General features: G+C 41.7%; 11 protein-coding genes and 1 pseudogene. 1 reads left to right on the forward strand and 11 read right to left on the reverse strand.

The window, feature by feature from the left end:
- Positions 1-352: 352 nt before the first annotated feature.
- From CC97_RS01260 to CC97_RS18405, 4 genes are all read right to left on the reverse strand, one after another.
- On the reverse strand, positions 353-2,353 hold the full coding sequence (locus CC97_RS01260) for a leucine-rich repeat protein (RefSeq protein WP_044973362.1): 2,001 nt from the start codon (positions 2,351-2,353) through the stop codon (positions 353-355).
- Positions 2,354-2,503: 150 nt separating this feature from the next.
- Positions 2,504-5,266, reverse strand: a complete 2,763-nt coding sequence (locus tag CC97_RS01265; RefSeq protein ID WP_044973363.1) for a DUF5702 domain-containing protein — start codon at positions 5,264-5,266, stop codon at positions 2,504-2,506.
- Positions 5,244-6,011 (reverse strand): Tad domain-containing protein, encoded by a 768-nt coding sequence (locus tag CC97_RS01270; RefSeq protein WP_044973365.1) that lies wholly within the window; start codon positions 6,009-6,011, stop codon positions 5,244-5,246. Before CC97_RS01270 ends, CC97_RS01265 begins: the two co-directional genes overlap by 23 nt.
- Positions 6,012-6,194: 183 nt before the next feature.
- The gene (locus tag CC97_RS18405) at positions 6,195-7,682 is read right to left on the reverse strand and encodes a C39 family peptidase (protein ID WP_049962601.1); all 1,488 of its coding nucleotides are present in this window, start codon (positions 7,680-7,682) and stop codon (positions 6,195-6,197) included.
- 355 nt (positions 7,683-8,037) lie between these two features.
- On the opposite strand from CC97_RS18405, the gene CC97_RS01280 reads away from it, so the two are divergent.
- The gene (locus CC97_RS01280) at positions 8,038-8,835 is read left to right on the forward strand and encodes a C39 family peptidase (RefSeq protein ID WP_049962602.1); all 798 of its coding nucleotides are present in this window, start codon (positions 8,038-8,040) and stop codon (positions 8,833-8,835) included.
- A gap of 280 nt (positions 8,836-9,115) precedes the next feature.
- Here CC97_RS01280 and CC97_RS01285 read toward each other — a convergent pair whose 3' ends face one another.
- The 7 genes and pseudogenes from CC97_RS01285 to CC97_RS01315 form a co-directional block, all read right to left on the reverse strand.
- Positions 9,116-11,644 (reverse strand): AMP-binding protein, encoded by a 2,529-nt coding sequence (locus tag CC97_RS01285; RefSeq protein WP_044973368.1) that lies wholly within the window; start codon positions 11,642-11,644, stop codon positions 9,116-9,118.
- A 201-nt stretch (positions 11,645-11,845) separates the two neighbouring features.
- The gene (locus CC97_RS01290) at positions 11,846-13,432 is read right to left on the reverse strand and encodes a cellulase family glycosylhydrolase (protein WP_044973369.1); all 1,587 of its coding nucleotides are present in this window, start codon (positions 13,430-13,432) and stop codon (positions 11,846-11,848) included.
- 171 nt (positions 13,433-13,603) lie between these two features.
- Positions 13,604-14,848: an aminoacetone oxidase family FAD-binding enzyme gene (locus CC97_RS01295; RefSeq protein WP_044973370.1), complete on the reverse strand. Its 1,245-nt coding sequence runs from the start codon at positions 14,846-14,848 to the stop codon at positions 13,604-13,606.
- A 52-nt stretch (positions 14,849-14,900) separates the two neighbouring features.
- Positions 14,901-16,698: pseudogene (locus CC97_RS01300) on the reverse strand (ABC-F family ATP-binding cassette domain-containing protein).
- Entirely contained in the window at positions 16,698-17,324 is a 627-nt protein-coding gene (locus tag CC97_RS01305; protein ID WP_044973372.1) for a V-type ATP synthase subunit D, read from the reverse strand. The pseudogene CC97_RS01300 and the gene CC97_RS01305 overlap by 1 nt, the downstream one beginning before the upstream one ends.
- An 18-nt stretch (positions 17,325-17,342) precedes the next feature.
- On the reverse strand, positions 17,343-18,740 hold the full coding sequence (locus CC97_RS01310) for a V-type ATP synthase subunit B (protein ID WP_044973374.1): 1,398 nt from the start codon (positions 18,738-18,740) through the stop codon (positions 17,343-17,345).
- The gene (locus tag CC97_RS01315) at positions 18,740-20,515 is read right to left on the reverse strand and encodes a V-type ATP synthase subunit A (protein ID WP_044973376.1); all 1,776 of its coding nucleotides are present in this window, start codon (positions 20,513-20,515) and stop codon (positions 18,740-18,742) included. Before CC97_RS01315 ends, CC97_RS01310 begins: the two co-directional genes overlap by 1 nt.
- Positions 20,516-20,521: the final 6 nt, after the last annotated feature.

Below are 20,521 nucleotides of genomic sequence, written 5' to 3' on the forward strand. Positions count from 1 at the left end.
TTTGTTCTCCCTTCGTGTATCGTGGTGATTTTCCAGTCGGAGACTGGAAAATTTCAATTCATTTTTCGTAGAAAAATGCACCTTTGACAAGGTCATCAGATCTTGAACTTTGACAAGTCAGCTTCTTTACCACCTATAACTATTCTGCTTAATCTCCTGCAACCATGATATGCATAATCAGAAACATCTATTGCACCTGCAGGAAGAATGATCTCTGTTAAATTGTAATTATCCCCAAATGCATACATTTCAATAGTTACAATACTATCCGGAAAAGTAACCTTCTGAAGTTTTCCGCTATTAAATGCATCCCAACATATCGTAGTTACGCCTTCAGGAATAACAACTTCGGTTATTTCCTTGCTGCGCTTCCTTCAACCAGAATATTATTGATCACGGCTATTCCGTTTTTACTTATAATATCTTCGAGCCATTTGGTTTTATTAAAGCAGCCCTTATATATGCTTGTAACGCTCTCCGGAACAACTATTTTTTCCAAAGCAGTACATTCACCAAACACAGCATAACCAAGAAACTCAGCACCTTCAGGTATTATAATTTCTGTAAGACTACTGCACTTTCTGAAGGCATAATGATCGATTTTTTTTAATCCGTCATTAAGAACTACTTTTTTCAGACCTATATCTCCTTCAAAAGCATTCTGACCTATCTTGGTAACTCCATTCGGTAACGTTATTTCTTCTATAAGAGGACAATCGCGCAGAACGGCATATTCTATAGAAGTGAGACTTTCCGGGAAAACCATCTTTTCAAGAGTAGAACAGCCACTGAATGCTCCCCAGCCAATTTGAGACACACTATCAGGCATATCAATATTCTTAAGAGAAGTACATCCATCAAAAGCAAATTGACCGATTTCCTTTATATTCTTTCCAAGCGAAACAGAAGAAATATTTCTGAAACGTTCTTTTTCTTCTTTTTTCGTTCCCTTTTTCTCTGGGGAAAAAGCATATTCTCCAATAACTGTTACAGGATTCTTGCCAATCATGTCCGGTACGACAACATCTGTGTCTTCACCCTTGTATCTTCTGATCGTTACACATCCGTCAGTAACTTTGAAACTGAAAATCTCTTTCCATTCTTTTTCTGTACGCTCGACGATCCCATTTGCTTTTTCGTATTTTTCTGTTTTTATCTGTTCAATCGCATCATCTGAAAAATATTTATCTCTGTATTCAAGTATCTTTGCAGTAACTTCCGGATCTCCGGCTGCTTTTTTAAGAAACTTTTCTATCTCATCATATTTGAATCCACTTAGTTTTTCTTTGTTTTCTAACAGCAGCAGAACAATACCAAAGGCTTTTTTATCGAGTGCTGCTTCAATAATCTTATTGATATTTCTCGCAGTGAGGAATTTACCTTTGCCTATAAGCTGCTCAAGTCTTCTGAAATAACCAGCTTTAATAAAGGCACCCGCAATTTTGATAAACTCTTTTCCGATCAGCTTTTCAGCTTCTGCGTTATTTCCGGCAAGATAATAGTCCACAATATACGTAAACTTCACTGTAAAGTCAAAATCTATAGTGAAATCATCGTTAATAAGCATATTCAGAATATTGTCAAGATCCTGTTCAGGGTCTTTCAATTCATTAAGTTCGATCTCAGTCCCTTTGAAGCATATCGTTTCCATGTTTCTGCAATAGAAAAACATGCCTCCGTAAACTTTCTTAAGTGTATCAGGAAGTGTGACCTTCATAAGCATACTGCATCCGCCGAATGCGTTAAACTTTATAGTATGAACATCCTGAGGTATAACTGCTTCTTCCACGTATTTTCCAACACGGGTCAGAACGCCGTTTTCAATCGTATAATCTTCTTTATCATCATCTCCGGCAACCTGATCAAATGCTTTCAGATCAATATATATCGCCGGTCTGACTCCGCCCAAAGAATTACAGTAATCATAACCAATATTTCCTTCTTTATAAACCGAACAAACAAATGTATTGGACAGTGTAGAATATGGAGTGCGAAGCCACCAGTCACGATTGCTTTTTCTGTCATTGAACGATACTAGAGTTTCAGCTTGTTTTTTTGTTAGCAGAGTGACGTTGTCTTTTTTGACAGTCAAAATGCACTTTTTCTCTTCATCATTAAAAGCATTATCGTAAAACTGGCTGTTCAGAGAGTTTCTGACTCTGCTTATCTCCCAGTTCCTGTCCTGCTTGTTATTATATGTATCAAAATCAACAATGTAATATGATAAAGCAAATAATTTATCATCATCTTTTTCGATGACTCTCCAGACCAGTCTTCTTTTCTGATTATTTGTATCTGTTAAAGTTCCGAATCCAAACAAATTTCCAATTTCAAGATTTCTCATATTTATCATTGTATTTTCCCCTTTTTTCCTTATTATTGATCGTGCTACTGCACTATTACAGATATAAATATTATACACTATTCAACAGATAAATACAAGAAAAAAACAGGCACAAAGCACTCTGTCTCTGTACCTGTTCAGGTCAAATATACTGTAGGATCAGTAACTGAGAACTGTTCTTACAGATATATTTTTTGTTCTGTCTGTAATACCGTTATTTGATGTGCTGCTGTTTCCTGATACTGAATTCGGAATGATAATACCAGGAAGGATCGTGTTTACTGATACATCAGCATCTACTGTCACCATTGAAGCTGCCTTGCTGATGTCAAAGCTGCCTGACGGTGTAAGGGTATATCCCTTTGCAGATGCGTTCTTTAAGCCATTGTTCATATTAACATCGATCAGGATAGCTGTTCTGGAAAGCATTGCGCGTTCCTTTTCCTGTGACATTGTTCCGAGCATAAGGAAAATCCTTAAGTATTCCTTGTAGGTAAGTGTTATTGCACTTGCTGCTGAAGGAGCCTTCTTTGATGCATTTATGTTTACATTACCGAACTTGTCTGTGAGTGCTGTTGTAGCGCCTGTTGCCAGATTTCCAACAAGATCCTTCGCATAATCTCCTGCACATTCGCCTGCTGCTCCGATACCGTTCTTTGCGATTTCCTTTACAGACTTTCCGACACTGTCAACAGTATTCTTCACAGGTGCCTTAAGGGATTCTACAGATGCTTTGATCTTTTCAGCTGTTTCAGCTTTTATCTGTTCGACTTTTTCTTTTGCAGCACCGACAGATGATGCTGATGCACTGCAGATCATTCCGGCAAATTCGTCAGCCTTCGCTTCTGCAAGTTTCTTTAATTCTGAAACAGCAGCCGAACCGAGATCATTTCCTGAAGAATCGATAGATTCGAGATTCTTAAGAAGCAGTTTCTTTACATTTTCCTGGCTCATACCCTGTCCTGCTTCGTCAATAACAGAAAGAGCTGTGGCAAACACTACATTGTTCACGGCATTGACTGCGGAATCAATTGTTTCTTCGGCAAACTCGTCAACATAGGAATTAACTGTTTTAGTAAGTTCATCAACACCGTTTTCAGCAGCACCTTCTATCTTACCGAAAATATCCTCCACCTGTTTTCCTGCCTTCGCTGATGCCACCTTAACGATTTCACCGGAATTATTCTTAAGTGCATTTACAATGCCTGACGGCTTCATATTCCATGTAGATGAATTCTTGTATACCGGTACCTCACCGCCTGCGAGAAGTGTGTTGAGATCAATCACAGACTCTGAGAGAGCAAGGGAAAGAATGAGTACAGTCTTAACTACCGGAATACCGAATCCTGTCCATCCTGCTATGGCTGTCGCTGCAGTGGTTGTAACCGTGCGTATCTCGGAATCGGTAAATGCATAAACGCTGTTGAGTGAGAATCTTGTACCGAAAATGAGTGCTCTTGTATAGGCGAGATTCTTTTCCATGTCCTCATTTCCCCACAGAATATACTCGGCTTCTGAACGATAGAAAACGTTGTTCTGTTCGTTCATCTGAACACCTGACATCATCTGCGGTGTTATTGTGTTCACTTTGCCTCCGCTGCATTCAGTCTCTGATGTATAACAGCTGAACATCTGCATGATATATTCGCTTAAAAGAAGATCTTCCACGCTTTCACCGGCCAGATCACCTATCCTGCTTAAGAATGCTCCTGTGTTTTCCTGAAGAGTCTCACTGTTTTCCAGAGCCTGTTCTGCATCAGTGTCACCGCCTGCAGCTGTAAAGCTTTCACCCGCATCAGGAACTGCAAGATAAGCGCTGATCGCATTAAGCTTTTCATCAGAAATTTTCGAGCGGAGATCAGTCTTAGCAGAAGAAGGCATGTTCTGGGTGATCTTTGAAGGATCTCCGAGATCCTTCATTGTCTTTAAAAGTTCCTTTGCTGACTTTCTGTTTGTCTGAGCGACTGCTGTGTTTCCGTAATTATCGTTAAGATATTTATAAAACTTATAGCTGCTTCCCTGTTCTGAATAGCTTTCATTTCCAAGTTTCACAGTTGAAACAAGTTCAGAAGACACTTCCTCATCAGCTGCGCCTGGTGTATCATTCTGGCTGTAAACTGCACGGTCACAGAGCACAGGGGCAAATACAGAAGTATAATCGATGTACTGGCAGACTGTCTCACCATGGAATTTAAGTCCTTCAGCAAAACTTCTTAAGTTTCTGAAAGCGTCAAGATTCTTTTCAGTAACTGCAAGGTAATCGCTTATATCGGATTTGTTAAGTGCCTTTACATCATTGTTGTACTCGTTCTGCATTGATGTTTTCACATCGCCTTCTGACAGGGCTGAGATAGCTGTCTTCCAGTTCTGACCTGCCTTTTCCGCAGAATCGATTGCACGTACAATATCTTCAAGACCGTTCTTGGTGTCTTCGAGGTATGCTATTGCTTCATCAGCTGAAGTGCAGAAATCTGAAAGAACATCAGCTGCATTACCGCAGTATGCATTGGCATGGGTTTTCCATGCATCACGGATGAAACGGGCATCAGAAGCAGTCTTGTCCATAAGACTACTCAGACTGCAAACGCGGTCATAAAATGACTTGTCTGATTTTTTTTCAGCGTCAGAAAGCTTGTCGTACTGCTTATTATATATATCGCAGTATGTTTTGACCTTATCAAGTTCAGCAGATTTGCCATGGATCCCTCTTACGTGGTCAAAATCAGATGAAGCAGCAATGTTTCTGATCTCGCTCATGAAGCCGGAATCAGTACCATCGTCTGCTGCGATATAACCGCTAAGCTTTTCACGTACGACATCATAAACGGATTTCTTTTCAGCCGAAGCAGTATCCTTTATATCCTTTTCAGCATGTTTGTCAGTATTAATGTGGGTATCTTCAGAATATCTGAACATATACATGATCGATACTGCATTTTTTATAAATATCTCTTACACGCTTTTCGTTTTCAGAAGCATTTACTGAACCGGAAAATGTGCCGGACGTGATAAAGCTGTTGTATTCAGATGCACTCTTCCATACAGAAGCACAGTTTTTATTGATCTTTTCAAGGCTCTTGTCATATTCGATCTTTGCTGTGATCGCTTTGTTCTGCTTGTTGAAATCCTTAAAAACACCGATCTTGTTAAGAATACCGCTGCTCATTTTAAGCGGTCCTGAGTATTTCATATACTCTGCTATCTGGCTCTTCATTACTTCAGGGTTAGCCAGTACAGCACCTTCTGTGTACTCAGCTTTGAATGATTCAGTATTAAGTGATATCAGATTTTTAAAATCAGCTTTTGAAGGGTCTGAGAAAATGTCAGCAAGTGATGAAATATACTTTCTGCTCTGTGCGTCTTCTTCAGTCAGTGCTGTGTTGTTGATCGTTCTGTAAAAGTAATCACTCAGATTTGTCTGAAGTTCCTGTTCAGTTGACGACATGGCAAACAAACCGTAAACATCTTTCAGCACTCCGTTAAAATCTGAAAGACCTGCATCTGAAGCAAGGTCAGCAGCACCGGCTGCCATTGTTCTGGCTGATGATATTCTGACTGCATCAGTTACCGCTGCACCGAAAGTATAAATCGGAAGCATTGCAAATGAAAGAAGAATGGATACTGAAGCACGTGAAGCTTTTTTAATGTCAATTTTAGAATTTTTCATAGTGTTCTCCTCAAATAACATGAATTACCTTGGGCATATTTGTATTATAACATATACTTCCACATACGTCAATAGTTTTCTAAGAAAATTTTAGGAAAACAAAATAAAAATTATGAAATCTCAGTAAAAAAATGCTGTGATGACTATAATCACCACAGCATTTTCTGTTATTTATGAAAAGTATTACTTAAAGTCTATAGGAACCCAGCCTGCTGTACCAAGTCTGATTCTGTAAGGTTTTGTATCGTCTTCGAGTATCTCGGTTATCTCGTAAGTGCCATCAACCTCAACTGACTTGCCTCCGTTAGCTGAATAATATACCAGTCCGGAATATTCAACTTCATCGCCGACTTTATATTTACAGCCAGAAACTTCTGACGGCTGAGAAACAGCCGGAGGCGGAGTAACTTCCTTTATATCGCCGCCTGAAAGAACTGCAGCATATTTGCCCATCTGATTATAACGGAATCTGAATACACTCAGGCTGTAGGTAACCTTACCCTTCTGAGGATCATTTACATAAACCCTGTTTGCAGCTTTGTCATATCCTGTGAGAACGAAGCAGTGTTCATTATCGTTCCACTGAACATGTCTGCCGTCAGGGGTTATCCATGATTTTGAATATTCAGGTTCGATCATATCGTAAGTTGCCCAGACCATAACAGGTCTTCCTGAATCAATATACGTAAGAAGTGTTTCAAAATCAGTACCGGTCAGATCTGTCAGTCTGAAGTTTTCATTACCTATCTGCTTGAAATAATTATCGGCTGTTTTAACCATGCAAGGAGCGTAGCATCCGCATCCTGAAACAGCACTTGCAGGATTGCCCGGATAGGTATTTATAAAGTCACCGCCGTAAAGCACATCTTCGATAATATAGAAATTAAACTTCGGCATAAGATCAGCAAGCAGCATTTTATCTGCACTGAAACCGTAATGATTAAGAAGCATGGAAAGCGCAGTTACCTCACTTCCCTTAGGAAGTTCAGGAAGCTGGAGAATGCTGTCAACTTCAACCCTGACCGGCTCGCCGGAAGACGGGAGTTCCTCTGTAGTTACCGGAGTTTCCGCTGCAGTTGTGACAGTTGTAGTAACAGGAGCCTCTGTAGTAGTCACAGTTGTAGTTGTTGCTTCAGTTGTAGTAGTCGCTTCAGTTGTAGTTGTTGCTTCAGTTGTAGTTGTTGCTTCAGTTGTAGTTGTTGCTTCAGTTGTGGTAGTTGCCTCAGTGGTAGTTACAGTAGTAACTCCGGCAGCAACTGTGACCGGTTTTTCCGGTTCAATAACAGTCGCGAAAGGTATTTCCTGAGCAGGTCCTTCGTATCGTGCAGTTGTTACCGGCATAGTAATTTCCGGAAGTTCCGTAACAGTTTCAGTTGTCGTTACCGCCGGCAGTGTGATCTCCTGTTTCAGAAGAACAGACGCTAAACTCATGTCCTGAAGATTGATAACTCCATCATGATTAAAGTCAAATTTTTCGAACTCAGACGGTTCAAGCCTGAGCGATCCCATAAAGCATTGTCTTAATCTGATAAGATCAACCGTAGTGTACGTGTATACTGTATCAGCATAAACACTTTCATCTTTAGTTTCATCAGATGATGATACTGAAACCAGTGCTGCAGAAAAAACAGCAGCTGCAATCAGCATTTTTCCAAATGTTTTATAATTCATAATGCACCTTTTCCCCGTTTCATAATTATGGGTCATCAGATTATCAAATGCTGATCAGTTGATCAGCACACAAGTATTAGTATAGCACATAAAACAGGAAATGTCCAGCAAATATTTTATTTAAAATGCTTTACTCCTGTATTTTCGGCACATAATGGTTTTTCCGGTCATTCTGTACAAGCCTTATCAGATCAGTGTAACCATATGTTCGAAGAACTGTATACACTGTAAAAAGAATATATCTGCGGTTATTCATACAATATCAGGCAAAAATTTTTATCAATCTTGTATATTGACAAAATCTTAATTTTTATTATAATAGAAATATAAATTTGAATTAGAGGAAGTAAATTACTTGAAATACAGAATAACACCATTCATCGTGGCTGGTTCGCTTCTGCTGGGACTAACTTCGTGTTCAGCGGGAAAAAACGAAAACCTTTTTGACGATGAATTCACAAATACAATTGTTCCGGTCGAACTGGCGGAATGCTATGACAGTCCGGAAGCATCAATCCAAAAACTGGATTATAATTACAAAACAGAAAAAGCAGTTGAATCCAGCGATAAAACAGGACACAGGATCAGTCTGAACTGTGTTATGCAGAATCCGGAACTGCCAACCGGATGTGAAATAACTGCTCTTACAACCGTTCTGAATTACATGGGATATAACGTTTCAAAAACGGAGCTTGCAAAAAACTATCTGACAACCGCATCTCTCGGAAGCACCGGATTTGACAAGGCATTCATCGGTAATCCTGCTTCTGAAGACGGCTACGGTTGTTACGCTCCTGTTATTGTTGAAGCAGCGCAGAAATATCTCATACAAAGAACCATGGAAATCACAGCCTGGGACATAAGCGGAACTGATTTCAATGATTTGTTTGAATACATAGACAAGGACATTCCGGTTATCGTCTGGTCAAGTATGAATCTGATGGACGTGCAGCTCACCGACGCATACTACGATAACAACGGTTCTTCAGTTCAGTGGTACAACAATGAACACTGCATGGTCATCTGCGGATACGACAAATCAGACAACACTGTAATCGCTGCAGATCCTTTAAAAGGCATGATGAAATATAACAGAGACCGTTTTGAAATGATATATAATCAGCTTGAAAAGCAGGCTGTAATAATTGAATGATCAAACGGAACGGTTTAAACGTGTAAAGTTACATACAGTTTTCGACGGTCAGTCGCTGAAACGAATAATGAAATTGAAACAGGCCTCTGGTCTGTTTTTTTATTGCCGGATGGTTAACCTTCGTCGCTTAACCTTCCGGTACTTTTTTCTGCATAAAAACAGGAGTTCATACTATTCCTTAATACTATAAAAAAAATCATCACAGCCGGTTATTTTGAAACCGACTGTGATGATCTGTTTTACGGAATGTTTTTTAAACATCCATTGATTTCTTATAAAATTACGCTGTTACGATGCTGTTATCTTCCTGCAGTTTAAGCTTTTCGACTGCATTTTCTCTCATCTTGTACTTGAGGATCTTGCCGGCAGCATTCATTGGGAATGAATCAACAAAGTCAACGTACTTCGGAACCTTGTGCTTAGCCATATTTGCAAGAACATAATCCTTGATTTCATCCTGTGTGGAAGTTTCGCCTTCCTTAAGAATGATACAAGCCATGATCTCTTCACCGTAAGCCTTGTCAGGAACACCGATTACCTGAACATCCTTTACCTTCGGATGAGTGTAGATAAAGTCTTCTATTTCCTTAGGGTAAATGTTTTCACCGCCGCGGATGATCATATCCTTGATTCGGCCAGTGATCTTGTAATATCCTTCAGGTGTTCTTCTTGCAAGGTCGCCTGTGTGGAGCCAGCCGTCTGCGTCGATAGCAGCTGCAGTTGCTTCAGGCATTTTGTAGTAACCCTTCATGATGTTGTAGCCTCTTGCAACGAATTCGCCGTCAGTGTTGTCCGGAAGATCTTCACCTGTTTCAGGATCAACGATCTTACACTCAACGCCGAACATTGCGCGTCCTACTGTATTTACACGAACTTCAAGTGAGTCATCAGTCTGGCTCATAGTACATCCAGGGCTTGCTTCTGTCTGACCGTATGTGATACAGATATCGGTCATGTGCATTTTTTCAACGACTTCCTGCATAACCTTGATAGGGCAAGGGCTTCCTGCCATGATACCTGTTCTCATGTATGAGAAGTCAGTCTTTTCAAAGTCATTGTGACCAAGCATTGCAATAAACATTGTCGGAACGCCGTGGAATGCAGTGATCTTTTCCTGATTGATACAAGCAAGAGACTTTCTTGGTGAGAAAGCAGTTATTGGTGACATGGTAGAACCATGTGTCATACACGCTGTCATTGCAAGAACCATGCCGAAGCAGTGGAACATAGGAACCTGGATCATCATTCTGTCAGCAGTTGAAAGATCCATGCAGTCGCCGATTGCCTTACCGTTGTTTACTACATTGTAGTGAGTAAGCATAACGCCCTTAGGAAATCCTGTAGTACCGGATGTGTACTGCATGTTGCAGACATCATCATATTCGATCTTGCTTCTCATCTTTTCAACTTCGGAAAGCGGAACTGTATCAGCAAGTTCAATTGCTTCTTCCCATGTAAATGCACCGTCGATCTTTGCGCCAACAGTAATGATATTTTTAAGACGAGGAAGCTTCTTGGATTCAAGTTTTCCCGGTTCACATGTTTTGAGTTCAGGACAGAGTCCGTTGATGATTTCTGTATAGCTTGTATCCTTAAAGCCGTCGATCATAACAAGTGTATGGGTATCGGACTGCTTGAGAAGATATTCAGCTTCATATATTTTATATGCGGTGTTAACAGTAACAAGAACTGCACCGATCTTTGTTGTAGCCCAGAATGTGATGTACCACTGCGGAACGTTTGTAGCCCAGATAGCAACATGGTCGCCTCTCTTTACACCGAGAGCGATAAGTGTTCTTGCGAACTGGTCTACATCATCGCGGAACTGCGGATATGTTCTGATGTAGTCAAGTTCTGTATATCTGAAAGCGTACTGATCAGGGAATTCTTCGCAGACTCTGTCAAGAACATCAGGGAACGTCTTGGCAATAAGTTTGTTCTTTCTCCAGAGGTACTTGCCTGTACCAGCCTTGTTGACCGGAAGTTCCTTGCTTTCGTTCTCAGCAAATCTCTTGCAGTATTCTGCAAAATGAGGAAATACGATGCCGGCTTCCGAAATGCTGCTTGCGCCCCATTTAGTTACCCATTCAAATGAGATATAGCCGTCATAGCCGATCCCTTCGAGTTCTTCCCAGAAGCTGTCAAGCGGAAGATCACCTTCGCCCATAAGGCAGAACTGAATCTTGCCGTCCTTCATGACACTGTCCTTGGCATGTACGTGTCTGATGAACTTACCAACGTTTTCGATGGTCTTTTCCGGAGCTTCGTTAAAATATCTGTAAGGATGGTGAATATCCCAGAGTACTGCAACATTCGGAGAATCAGCCTTGTCTATAAGAGTCTTGAGTCTTGCTGTATCTGCATAAACGCCGTTTGTCTCTACGAGAAGAGTTACGCTCTTTTCAGCTGCATAAGCTGCAAGTTTCTTAAGTATTTCAGCAACGTAATCGTCATCTGACTCACCGTCTACCGGGCCGGCAGCTTTGTCTGCAAGAACTCTTACATATGGTGAGGAAACCTTTTCTGCAAGATCGATAAATCCCTTTACTTCTGCAATGTTTGCCTCTTCATTTTCCCTGTATTTAAGGCAGCAACCTGATGAAACACATGGAATCTCAAGATTTACTCCGCGCAGCACAGACAGAGTCTTGTCAACATTTTTTTCGGAAAACTGTTTTGAGAACATCATGTCAGCAACCTGGCCGTGGCTTCTTAGTTCCATTCCGTCATAACCGAAGTCCTTGGCCATAGAGTAAACATCAGGCCAGCTGAAACCAGAGCAGGCACCTGTAGAAAAAGAAATTTTCATCTTAATTCCTCCGTTTTAATATATAGTGAAGTTATTCTGTCAAATTCACACAAATTAAATTATAGCACATTATTACGAAAAAATCAACAAATTCCTCCGATTTTTTTTGTAACTGTTTCCGTCGTAAATTCACGAAACCTCTGCCTTTTTATATGTCAGTCTGAAATAAAAATATCCCCGGACTAATCCGGGGCATCAAAATTACTTGTTTTTTCTGCACAGAACCTCATAAAGAAGTTCGTTTCTGTTTGCTGCAGGTTCAAGGGAGCTGTTCATATAAAGTCCGAAAGACTCCTCGTGATATGTATGATAGTTATAGCTTATCCGGTACTTATTGAAAATATCAATAACGTCTGCAACCCAGCGGTCTCCTCCCTTGTCATCGGTAAAGCTCACCGTTCCGGTACCGAATTCGCCGCAGTATACAGGAACGTTGTATTTTTCAGAAAACTCCGCATAAGCCTTTATATTTTTTTCAAGAAAATCCTTGTTAAGAAACGAAATGGATTCTGCTTTCCAGATATCAACTCTTGGTCTTATAGTAGCTTCTCCGCTGGACGAACGAATACGGAAATAGCCGCTTGCCTGATAGCTGTAGTTCTTGACCGGTCTGAAAAATCCGACTGAGCCGCTCGCATCATCCGTAGTACCTGAAACCAGATAGCTTCCGCCGCGTTTTCTTCCCTTGGTACTTACAAATTTTCCGTTTCCTATATTATTGCTTGCCCAGAAATACATCGAACATGTTTTATCAAAATTACTTGCATAGACTACACGGGTACGGTTGCCTTCACTGTCAAATTCGGTAATAGCAATATCATCAACATACACAGCGCCGTTTTCACCGATCTCTCTCGCCTGAAAAACATAGCTCAGTATCTGGTCATCATCCGTTACCGTAACACGGTCACTTTCAATGTACTGCCAGTCCCTGCTTTCAAGATCACACTGCTCGCCGTTGAAAGTTCCTGCATGCCAGCTTACTCCGTCAGCGAAAATATCTTCCTCGTTAGGATATACTTTATTGAATTCACTTGTGTTTGACCAGGATAATCCCTGATGAGTAAATGTATACGGATTATAGAAATGGAATTCATAAACCGCATTGTAATTGTCATCGGAAAGAGCAAAATTATGCTCATCATTTGATCTGCTCCATTCCAGTTCAAAGGTTTCTTCGTTCTGGAACGTCAGTATCTTTTCGATAAAGATAATATGATTACGGTCGGCTTCACGTACAGCTCTGATCATTCTGTTAAGAAGTTCAGCCCATTTTCTGCTTCCCGCCCAGACATCATCTGCAGGAATTACCGGCTCATTAAGAAGTCCGTAACCGACTATGCAAGGTTCATTGCAGTACCTTTCGGCGATTGCTTTCCACAGAGCCACCAGTCTGTTCTGGTTTTCCTTATCACTCCATAAAGCCGTTCCGCCGCCCTGTGACTGATAACCACCCTGAGGATAGTGCATATTGAGAACGATTCGCATACCGTTTTCCTTCGCCCATTCCACATTTCTGTCGATCCACTCAAAACCGGTTTCCTTATATTTATATGGATTAGCGTCATCTTCGAATAATCCGTAGTTAAGATAAAACCTCACAGAGTTAAATCCCATTTCTGCAAGCTCTCTGTAGCTGTCTCTCGTATGATGGGTATCATACGGCGGAAGCGACGGATTATCCCAGACATTATTTCCGAAAGCCATACCTTTCAGCAGATACTCTCTGTCGTTTTCGTCTCTGAGCAGCCTGCCGTCTGTATGTATGAAACCTGTAAAAAGATCCATACAGTTTATTTCCCCCTAAAAAATTACTGTGTTTGCTATATAATTATTACACATACAGATTAAATCCGAGATAATTTAATCACATTAAAAAAAGTAAAGCATTAAAATGTTATATTTGTAGTTTTTGCACAAATAACTGCAGTTCTATCTTATCACAAATTTTCAATTATGTCAAGTCAATTTCTGCAGTGATAAAGCGCAGTTACGGCCTGCCCACATGCCTGAAGACCAGGCCCATTCAAGATTATATCCGCCGCATTTTCCGTCCGTGTCGAGTATCTCACCGGCAAAATATATTCCTTTATCTTTCTTAAGACAGAGTAAAGAATCGATCTCACTGGCATGAACACCGCCTGAAGTCACCTGTGCGTTCTGCCAGGACGAACAGCCGGTGATCTTAAATGAAAGATTTTTTATCGTTTCCGCAATTTTTGACAAATCCTTATCCTTAAGTCCGGAAACTGGATCTGTAAGAGGCATTTTCATCGATTTTTTCATAATATAAACAGCAAGATTTCTGACAAAAAGGCCATTAAGGAATTCTTCAAGACTGCAGTCTTTTCGGTCTTCCTTTATTTCTTTAAGAATTTCTTCTGTCTGCTTAACGGAGAATTCCGGCATAAGATCAGCATTTACCGAAAGCTTTCCTTCATAAGCTGAAAAAAGATAAGCAAGATCAAAGACACAGATACCGGAAATACTGTTTTCAGTAAACTGTATCTCCCCTTCTTCAGTTTTAATTATTCTGTCTCCGGAAACAGCACTCACACGGCCGTGTACACGTACTCCCTTAAGACCTTTTACTGAAGCCGGATCCACACGAAGCGGTGCCACAGCCGGACAGATCTTCGCTGTCCTAATACCCATTTCACGAATCATTTTCAGAGCCGCTCCGTCGGTACCGTTTGCCGGAGATGCATAACCGCCGCAGGCTGCTATAATTCTGCGGGTTTTTATTATTCTTCCGTCTTCAGCCTTTATTACGTAACCGTTCTTTGTTTTCTCGATACTTTCTGCTTTAAAACCGCAGATTTCCGGAATTTCAAGGCTCTTAAGCCTGAGCCTCAGTGCACTGAGAACGGAAGCTGCACTTCTGCTGTACGGATAGACTCTTCCCTCGCCGTCAGCTGTGCAGAGAACTCCGAGAGAACGGAAAAAATCTTCCGTATTCTGTGTTTTCTTTATTATATCCATCACGTAAGAAATAGAACCGTGATAATCCTCTGCGGAAATGTTACGGTTAGTAAGATTGCATCTGCCACTGCCGGTAACAAGAATCTTTTTTCCGGTCCTGTCCAGCCTTTCAGCAATTATAATGTTAAGTGAAGGTGCGGTCTTCTTTGCCTCTATAGCTGCAGTTAATCCGGCCGCTCCGCCGCCGATAACCGCAATGTCCGTAGTGATCACGTTCTCCATTTTAAACCCTTTCAAAAAGAAAACGCTTATGGAATAAGCGTTTTGTAATGTTTTATTTGTTCTTTTCTGCTTCTATTCTGTCCGCAAGATCATTAAGATAGATCCAGCGTTCTGTTTTTTCCTCAAGCTCTGCTTCAAGACGCGTCTTTTTTTCCGTTAATTCCTGAAGCTTTACATAATCGCTTGTCTGTGCCGCCATTTCTGCTTCACATTCTGCAATGCTGTTTTCAATTGCTTCTATGTCAGCATCAATGGTCTCATACTCACGCTGTTCCTTGAACGAAAACTTAAGTGCGTGTCCGCCTTTTCTGCTGTTTTCCGAAGATGATCCTGCAGACGGTGCAGCTGCCGCTTTTTCTGTCTGCTTTCTTTCGGCCGCCTTTTCCGCATAGTCGCTGTAGTTTCCGGTATAGCAACTTACTTTTCCGTCGTCACATACTTCAAATATGGACTCCGCTGTCTTGTCAAGAAAATATCTGTCATGTGATACTGAAATAACAGCACCCGGGAATTCTTCAATGTAGTCTTCAAGAATACGGAGGGTTTCTATATCAAGATCATTGGTCGGCTCGTCAAGAAGAAGAATATTAGGAGCCTGCATGAGAATACTGAGAAGATAAAGCCTTCTTTTCTCACCGCCGCTCAGCCTGCCGATAAGACTCTGCTGAAGATCAGGATAGAAAAGGAAACGTTCAAGCATCTGGGATGCAGAAAATGTTCCTTCCGCTGTCTTTACCGCATCTGAAATGTCATGAATGAAATCAAAAACCTTAACATTCGGATCAAGTTCGCATGATGTCTGTGTGAAATAACCAATGCTTACTGTTTCTCCGGTCTCCACCTCGCCTTCGTCAGGCTGAAGTCTTCCGGCTATAATATTAAGCAAAGTTGACTTTCCGGCACCGTTGTGTCCGATTATACCAATACGGTCATTACGGAGTATGATGTATGAAAAGTCATCAATTACCTTTTTATCGCCGAAGCTCTTTGAGACGTTTTTCAGTTCAATGGTCTTTCTTCCAAGTCTGCTTGACAGAGCTGAAATTTTTACCGTTTCATCATACTCAGGGCCGGACTGGTTTTTGAGATCATGATAGCGTTCTATTCTGTCCTTGCTCTTCGTTCCTCTCGCCCTTGCAGCTCGCATTATCCACTGGTATTCACGTCTGAGTATGGACTGACGTTTTCTTTCACTCGCCTCAGCCATTTCCTCACGCTGAGCTTTAAGTTCGAGATATTTTGAATAATTAGCTTCATATGTATAAAGCTTTCCGCGGGAAAGCTCAACTATTTTTGTTACCACTCTTTCAAGAAAATATCTGTCATGAGTGATCATGATTATTCCGCCGGAAAATCTGTTCAGGACGGTTTTCGAGCCACGTTACCATTTCACTGTCAAGGTGGTTGGTAGGCTCGTCAAGTACGAGAACATCAGCCGGATGGATAAGAGCAGCGGCAAGAGCAGCTCTTTTTCTCTGTCCTCCTGAAAGAGTGCCTATCTTTGCGGAAAAATCGCTTATACCAAGCTTGTTAAGCATGGTCTTTGCCTCGTACTCATGTACTTCGCGGTATTCTGAAGGCATGTCGGAAAGCACCTGCTCAAGAACGGTGTTTTCATCGTCCATCTCAGGATCCTGCGGAAGATAGGAAATCTGCAGGTCAGGCTTCATGGAAATATTGCCGCTGTCAGGATGGGAAGCACCTGCAAGTATCTTTAGCAGTGTACTTTTACCTGTACCGTTGATTCCGATTATTCCTAATCTGTCACCCTCGTTAAGATAGACTGAAACACCGTCAAGCAGCTGTTTCATGCCGTAGTTTTTTGAAATGTTTTCTGCTGATAATAACATCAGTTTTTCTCCGCCTTTTTAGCTTTCTGCGCTTTGATGACTTTAAGACGCGAGAATTCCTCACGTTCCTTCTCCTCAAGGCTGTCGCTGATATATTTTGAAATACCGATAAATTTCGGAATAAGAATATTTTTAAGAGCATTAGCTCTCTTCTGGGTCTTCTTAATGGCGACTGCAAGTCTGTAAATACCGTTTTCCACTTCTGCAAGTTTCGCCGTCATTTCCTTTACCCTTGCAAAGAGGATATAGGCCTCGTCAAGACTTGAATCAGTATCGTAAAATCCGAAAGGAGCTGTATGGATAACAGGTTCGATCTTCACTGTCGGAATTTCAACACCCATTACGCTTCGGCTTCCGACCGTAAGTGTATTCTCAACCGGAACAGCCTTTCCGAATATCTCAACAACCCCGAGACTGACATTAGCCTGCTGAAGTGCACGGTATGCATCTTCATAGGTCTTTTCTATGTCAAACCTTATCTCATTTGCCGAATCCACCAGCTGCATGAGCTCTCTTATCAGGATATTTCTCTTCCTGTCCATAAGCTCATATCCGAGTCTTGAAAGAGCAAGGTCCTTACGCGCCTTTATAAGATTACCTTTGGTAGGAAAAATCTGTTCAGTCACACGATCATCTCCTTACTGTCAGTCGGCAAATCTTGAAGCTGCGTCTTCAACATATTTTTCGTTTAAGAGTTTTTCGTCAACTCGTTCAAGTTCTGACTTAGGAAGAAGTGAAAGAAGCTCCCATCCAAGATCAAGAGTCTGCTCGATCGTCCTGTTTTCATCAAAGCCCTGATTGATAAAGTGTTTTTCAAACTGAATGCCGAATTCCATATATTTGCGGTCGGTATCTGAAAGTTCCTCCTCACCGATTACAGCTGCAAGCGAACGCGCTTCCTGTACTTTTGCGTAGCATGCAAAAAGCTGATTGGCAACAGCTGAATGGTCAGCTCTTGTATATCCTTCACCGATACCGTCCTTCATAAGACGTGAAAGTGAAGGAAGAACTGATACTGAAGGATAAATGCCTGTCTGGTCGAGATTTCTGTCAAGAACTATCTGACCCTCGGTGATGTATCCTGTAAGGTCAGGTACCGGATGAGTGATGTCATCGTTCGGCATTGTAAGGATCGGGATCTGAGTAACGCTTCCCGTTGATCCCTTTACTATTCCGGCACGCTCATAAAGAGACGCAAGGTCTGAGTAAAGATAACCCGGATAGCCCTTTCTGCCAGGGATCTCACCCTTGGATGAACTGAATTCACGAAGTGCCTCGGCATATGAAGTCATATCAGTAAGTATTACAAGGATATGCATGTTCTTTTCATAAGCAAGATATTCAGCTGCAGTAAGAGCACAGCGCGGAGTAAGTATACGTTCTATAATAGGGTCATTTGCAAGATTGATGAACATTGCAACGTTCTGGAGAACGCCGCTTTCCTCAAAACTCTTTCTGAAATAATCCGCAACGTCATTCTTAACGCCCATCGCGCCAAAAACTACAGCAAATTCCTGACCGCTTTCATCGGCTATCTGTGCCTGACGTACAAGCTGAACAGCGAGCTTGTTGTGTGAAAGACCGGAACCGGAGAAAATAGGAAGCTTCTGACCTCTGATAAGAGTCATAAGACAGTCTATTGATGAGATACCGGTTCTTATATAGTTTCTCGGATAAGTTCTGGAAACCGGATTAAGCGGCTTTCCGTTTATGTCAGCATATTTTTCCGGATAGATATATCCTAAATTGTCGATAGGCTTACCGGCACCGTTGAAAACACGTCCGAGGATATCTTTTGAAAGCGGCATTTCCAGCGGCTTTCCTGTAAATGAAGTCCTGGTATTCTTAAGTGAAAGGCCCTTTGTTCCCTCAAATACCTGAAGTATAGCCTTGTCACCTGCAAGTTCAACGATTCTGCCTATACGCTCTGTTCCGTCTTCAAGTCTGATCGAAGCAACTTCCTCGTAGCCAACGTCCTTGACATTTTCAAGTGCTATAAGCGGACCGGTAACCTGTTCAAGTCCGATGTACTGTACGCCCATTATTCAGCCCTCCATTCGCCCTCGTCACTCAGACTGTCAAGAGTTTCAGTGATCTCAGTAATATAGTTGTCGAACATTTCCGGGTGATCGTTAGGAATCTCGTACTTGATCTTGATGACCTTTTCCATAATACCTGATTTTACGATCTGACCAACAGTTCTTCCTTCAGCGATCTTCCTCTTTGACTCGTTGTAAAGATGAAGTATTGTCCTCATCATGAGAAGCTGTTTGGTAAGCGGAACGAATGTATCATCCTTGTGGTAGGCATTCTGCTGGAGGAAACCAACACGTACAACTCGCGCGATCTCGATAACAAGCTTCTGGTCATCAGGAAGAACATCCGAACCGATAAGCTTGACGATCTCCATAAGTTTGTTTTCCTCAACAAGGATGTTCGAGATCTCCTGACGGCATTCCATAAAGTCAGCACCGGCATTCTCAGTATAGAATGCTGCGAGATCCTCAATATATTCACTGTAGCTTGTTGTCCAGTTGATTGCAGGATAATGTCTTGCATACGCAAGTGATTTGTCAAGAGTCCAGAAACAGCGTACAAAACGCTTGGTGTTCTGAGTTACCGGCTCAGAAAAGTCTGAACCCTGAGGAGATACGGCACCGATTACCGTAACCGAGCCTTCCCTGCCTGAAAGGGTTTCCATGTAACCGGCACGTTCATAGAATTCTGAAAGTCTTGATGGAAGATAAGCCGGGAAGCCTTCTTCCGCAGGCATTTCTTCAAGTCGGCCTGAAATCTCACGGAGAGCTTCTGCCCATCTGGATGTAGAGTCTGCCATGATAGCGATATGATAGCCCATGTCACGGTAATATTCCGCAAGAGTAATACCTGTATAGATGGAGGCTTCACGGGCAGCAACCGGCATGTTGGATGTATTGGCAATGAGAACGGTCCTGTCAGTAAGAGGACGGTCTGTCTTAGGGTCGATAAGTTCCGAGAATTCCTCAAGTACCTGAGTCATCTCGTTTCCACGTTCGCCGCAGCCTATGTACACAATAATATCAGCATCACACCACTTGGCAAGCTGATGCTGTGTCATAGTCTTTCCGGTACCGAAACCGCCAGGAATAGCAGCAGTACCGCCCTTGGCGATCGGAAGAATAGTATCGATTACTCTCTGACCTGTGATAAGAGGTCTGGAAATAAGCTTTCTTTCCTTAACCGGACGAGGCTGTCTGATAGGCCACTTCTGGCAGAGAGTCAGCGGGATCTCATTTCCCTTTTTGTCCTTAATTACACACACTGTGTCATTTATTCTGTACTCTCCGTTTTCGTTTACAGAAATAACATCACCTTCAAGAAGCGGTGAAAGCATGCAGTAGTGCCTTATAACTGCTGTTTCCTGACACTCGGCATATACCTGACCGCCGGTAAGATGATCGCCTACAGAGACCTTTATCTCAGTATCGTATTTTTTCTCTGTATCAAGTGAATCCACGTTGGCGCCTTCTGAAATAAAGGCACCTCCTGAAACTTCCTCTATTCTTTTGAGCGGTCTTTCTATACCGTCAAAAATGTTTGAAATAATACCAGGTCCGAGTGTAGCACACATTGGCGCACCTGTCTGATAAACAGGTTCCCCGACCTTCAGTCCTGTTGTTGTCTCATATACCTGTATTGTAGTAAACTCGTTTGTTATACCGATAACTTCACCGATAAGACGCTTGTTACCCACGTATACCATTTCGAGCATTGAAAAGTCTTTTGTATCTTTAACTTTTACAACCGGTCCGTTGATTGAATATACAACGTTCTGCATAATGCA

Origin of the sequence: Ruminococcus sp. HUN007, from assembly GCF_000712055.1 — a bacterium.
Lineage (GTDB): Bacteria > Bacillota > Clostridia > Oscillospirales > Ruminococcaceae > HUN007.

Excerpts from the sequence above, each read along its gene's own strand:
- CC97_RS01315 (WP_044973376.1), bottom strand. The coding sequence starts at position 20,515 with ATGCAGAACGTTGTATATTCAATCAACGGACCGGTTGTAAAAGTTAAA.
- CC97_RS01270 (WP_044973365.1), bottom strand. The coding sequence starts at position 6,011 with ATGAAAAATTCTAAAATTGACATTAAAAAAGCTTCACGTGCTTCAGTA.
- CC97_RS01310 (WP_044973374.1), bottom strand. The coding sequence starts at position 18,740 with ATGGGCGTACAGTACATCGGACTTGAACAGGTTACCGGTCCGCTTATA.
- CC97_RS01285 (WP_044973368.1), bottom strand. The coding sequence starts at position 11,644 with ATGAAAATTTCTTTTTCTACAGGTGCCTGCTCTGGTTTCAGCTGGCCT.
- CC97_RS01290 (WP_044973369.1), bottom strand. The coding sequence starts at position 13,432 with ATGGATCTTTTTACAGGTTTCATACATACAGACGGCAGGCTGCTCAGA.
- CC97_RS01265 (WP_044973363.1), bottom strand. The coding sequence starts at position 5,266 with ATGTATATGTTCAGATATTCTGAAGATACCCACATTAATACTGACAAA.
- CC97_RS01260 (WP_044973362.1), bottom strand. The coding sequence starts at position 2,353 with ATGATAAATATGAGAAATCTTGAAATTGGAAATTTGTTTGGATTCGGA.
- CC97_RS18405 (WP_049962601.1), bottom strand. The coding sequence starts at position 7,682 with ATGAATTATAAAACATTTGGAAAAATGCTGATTGCAGCTGCTGTTTTT.
- CC97_RS01295 (WP_044973370.1), bottom strand. The coding sequence starts at position 14,848 with ATGGAGAACGTGATCACTACGGACATTGCGGTTATCGGCGGCGGAGCG.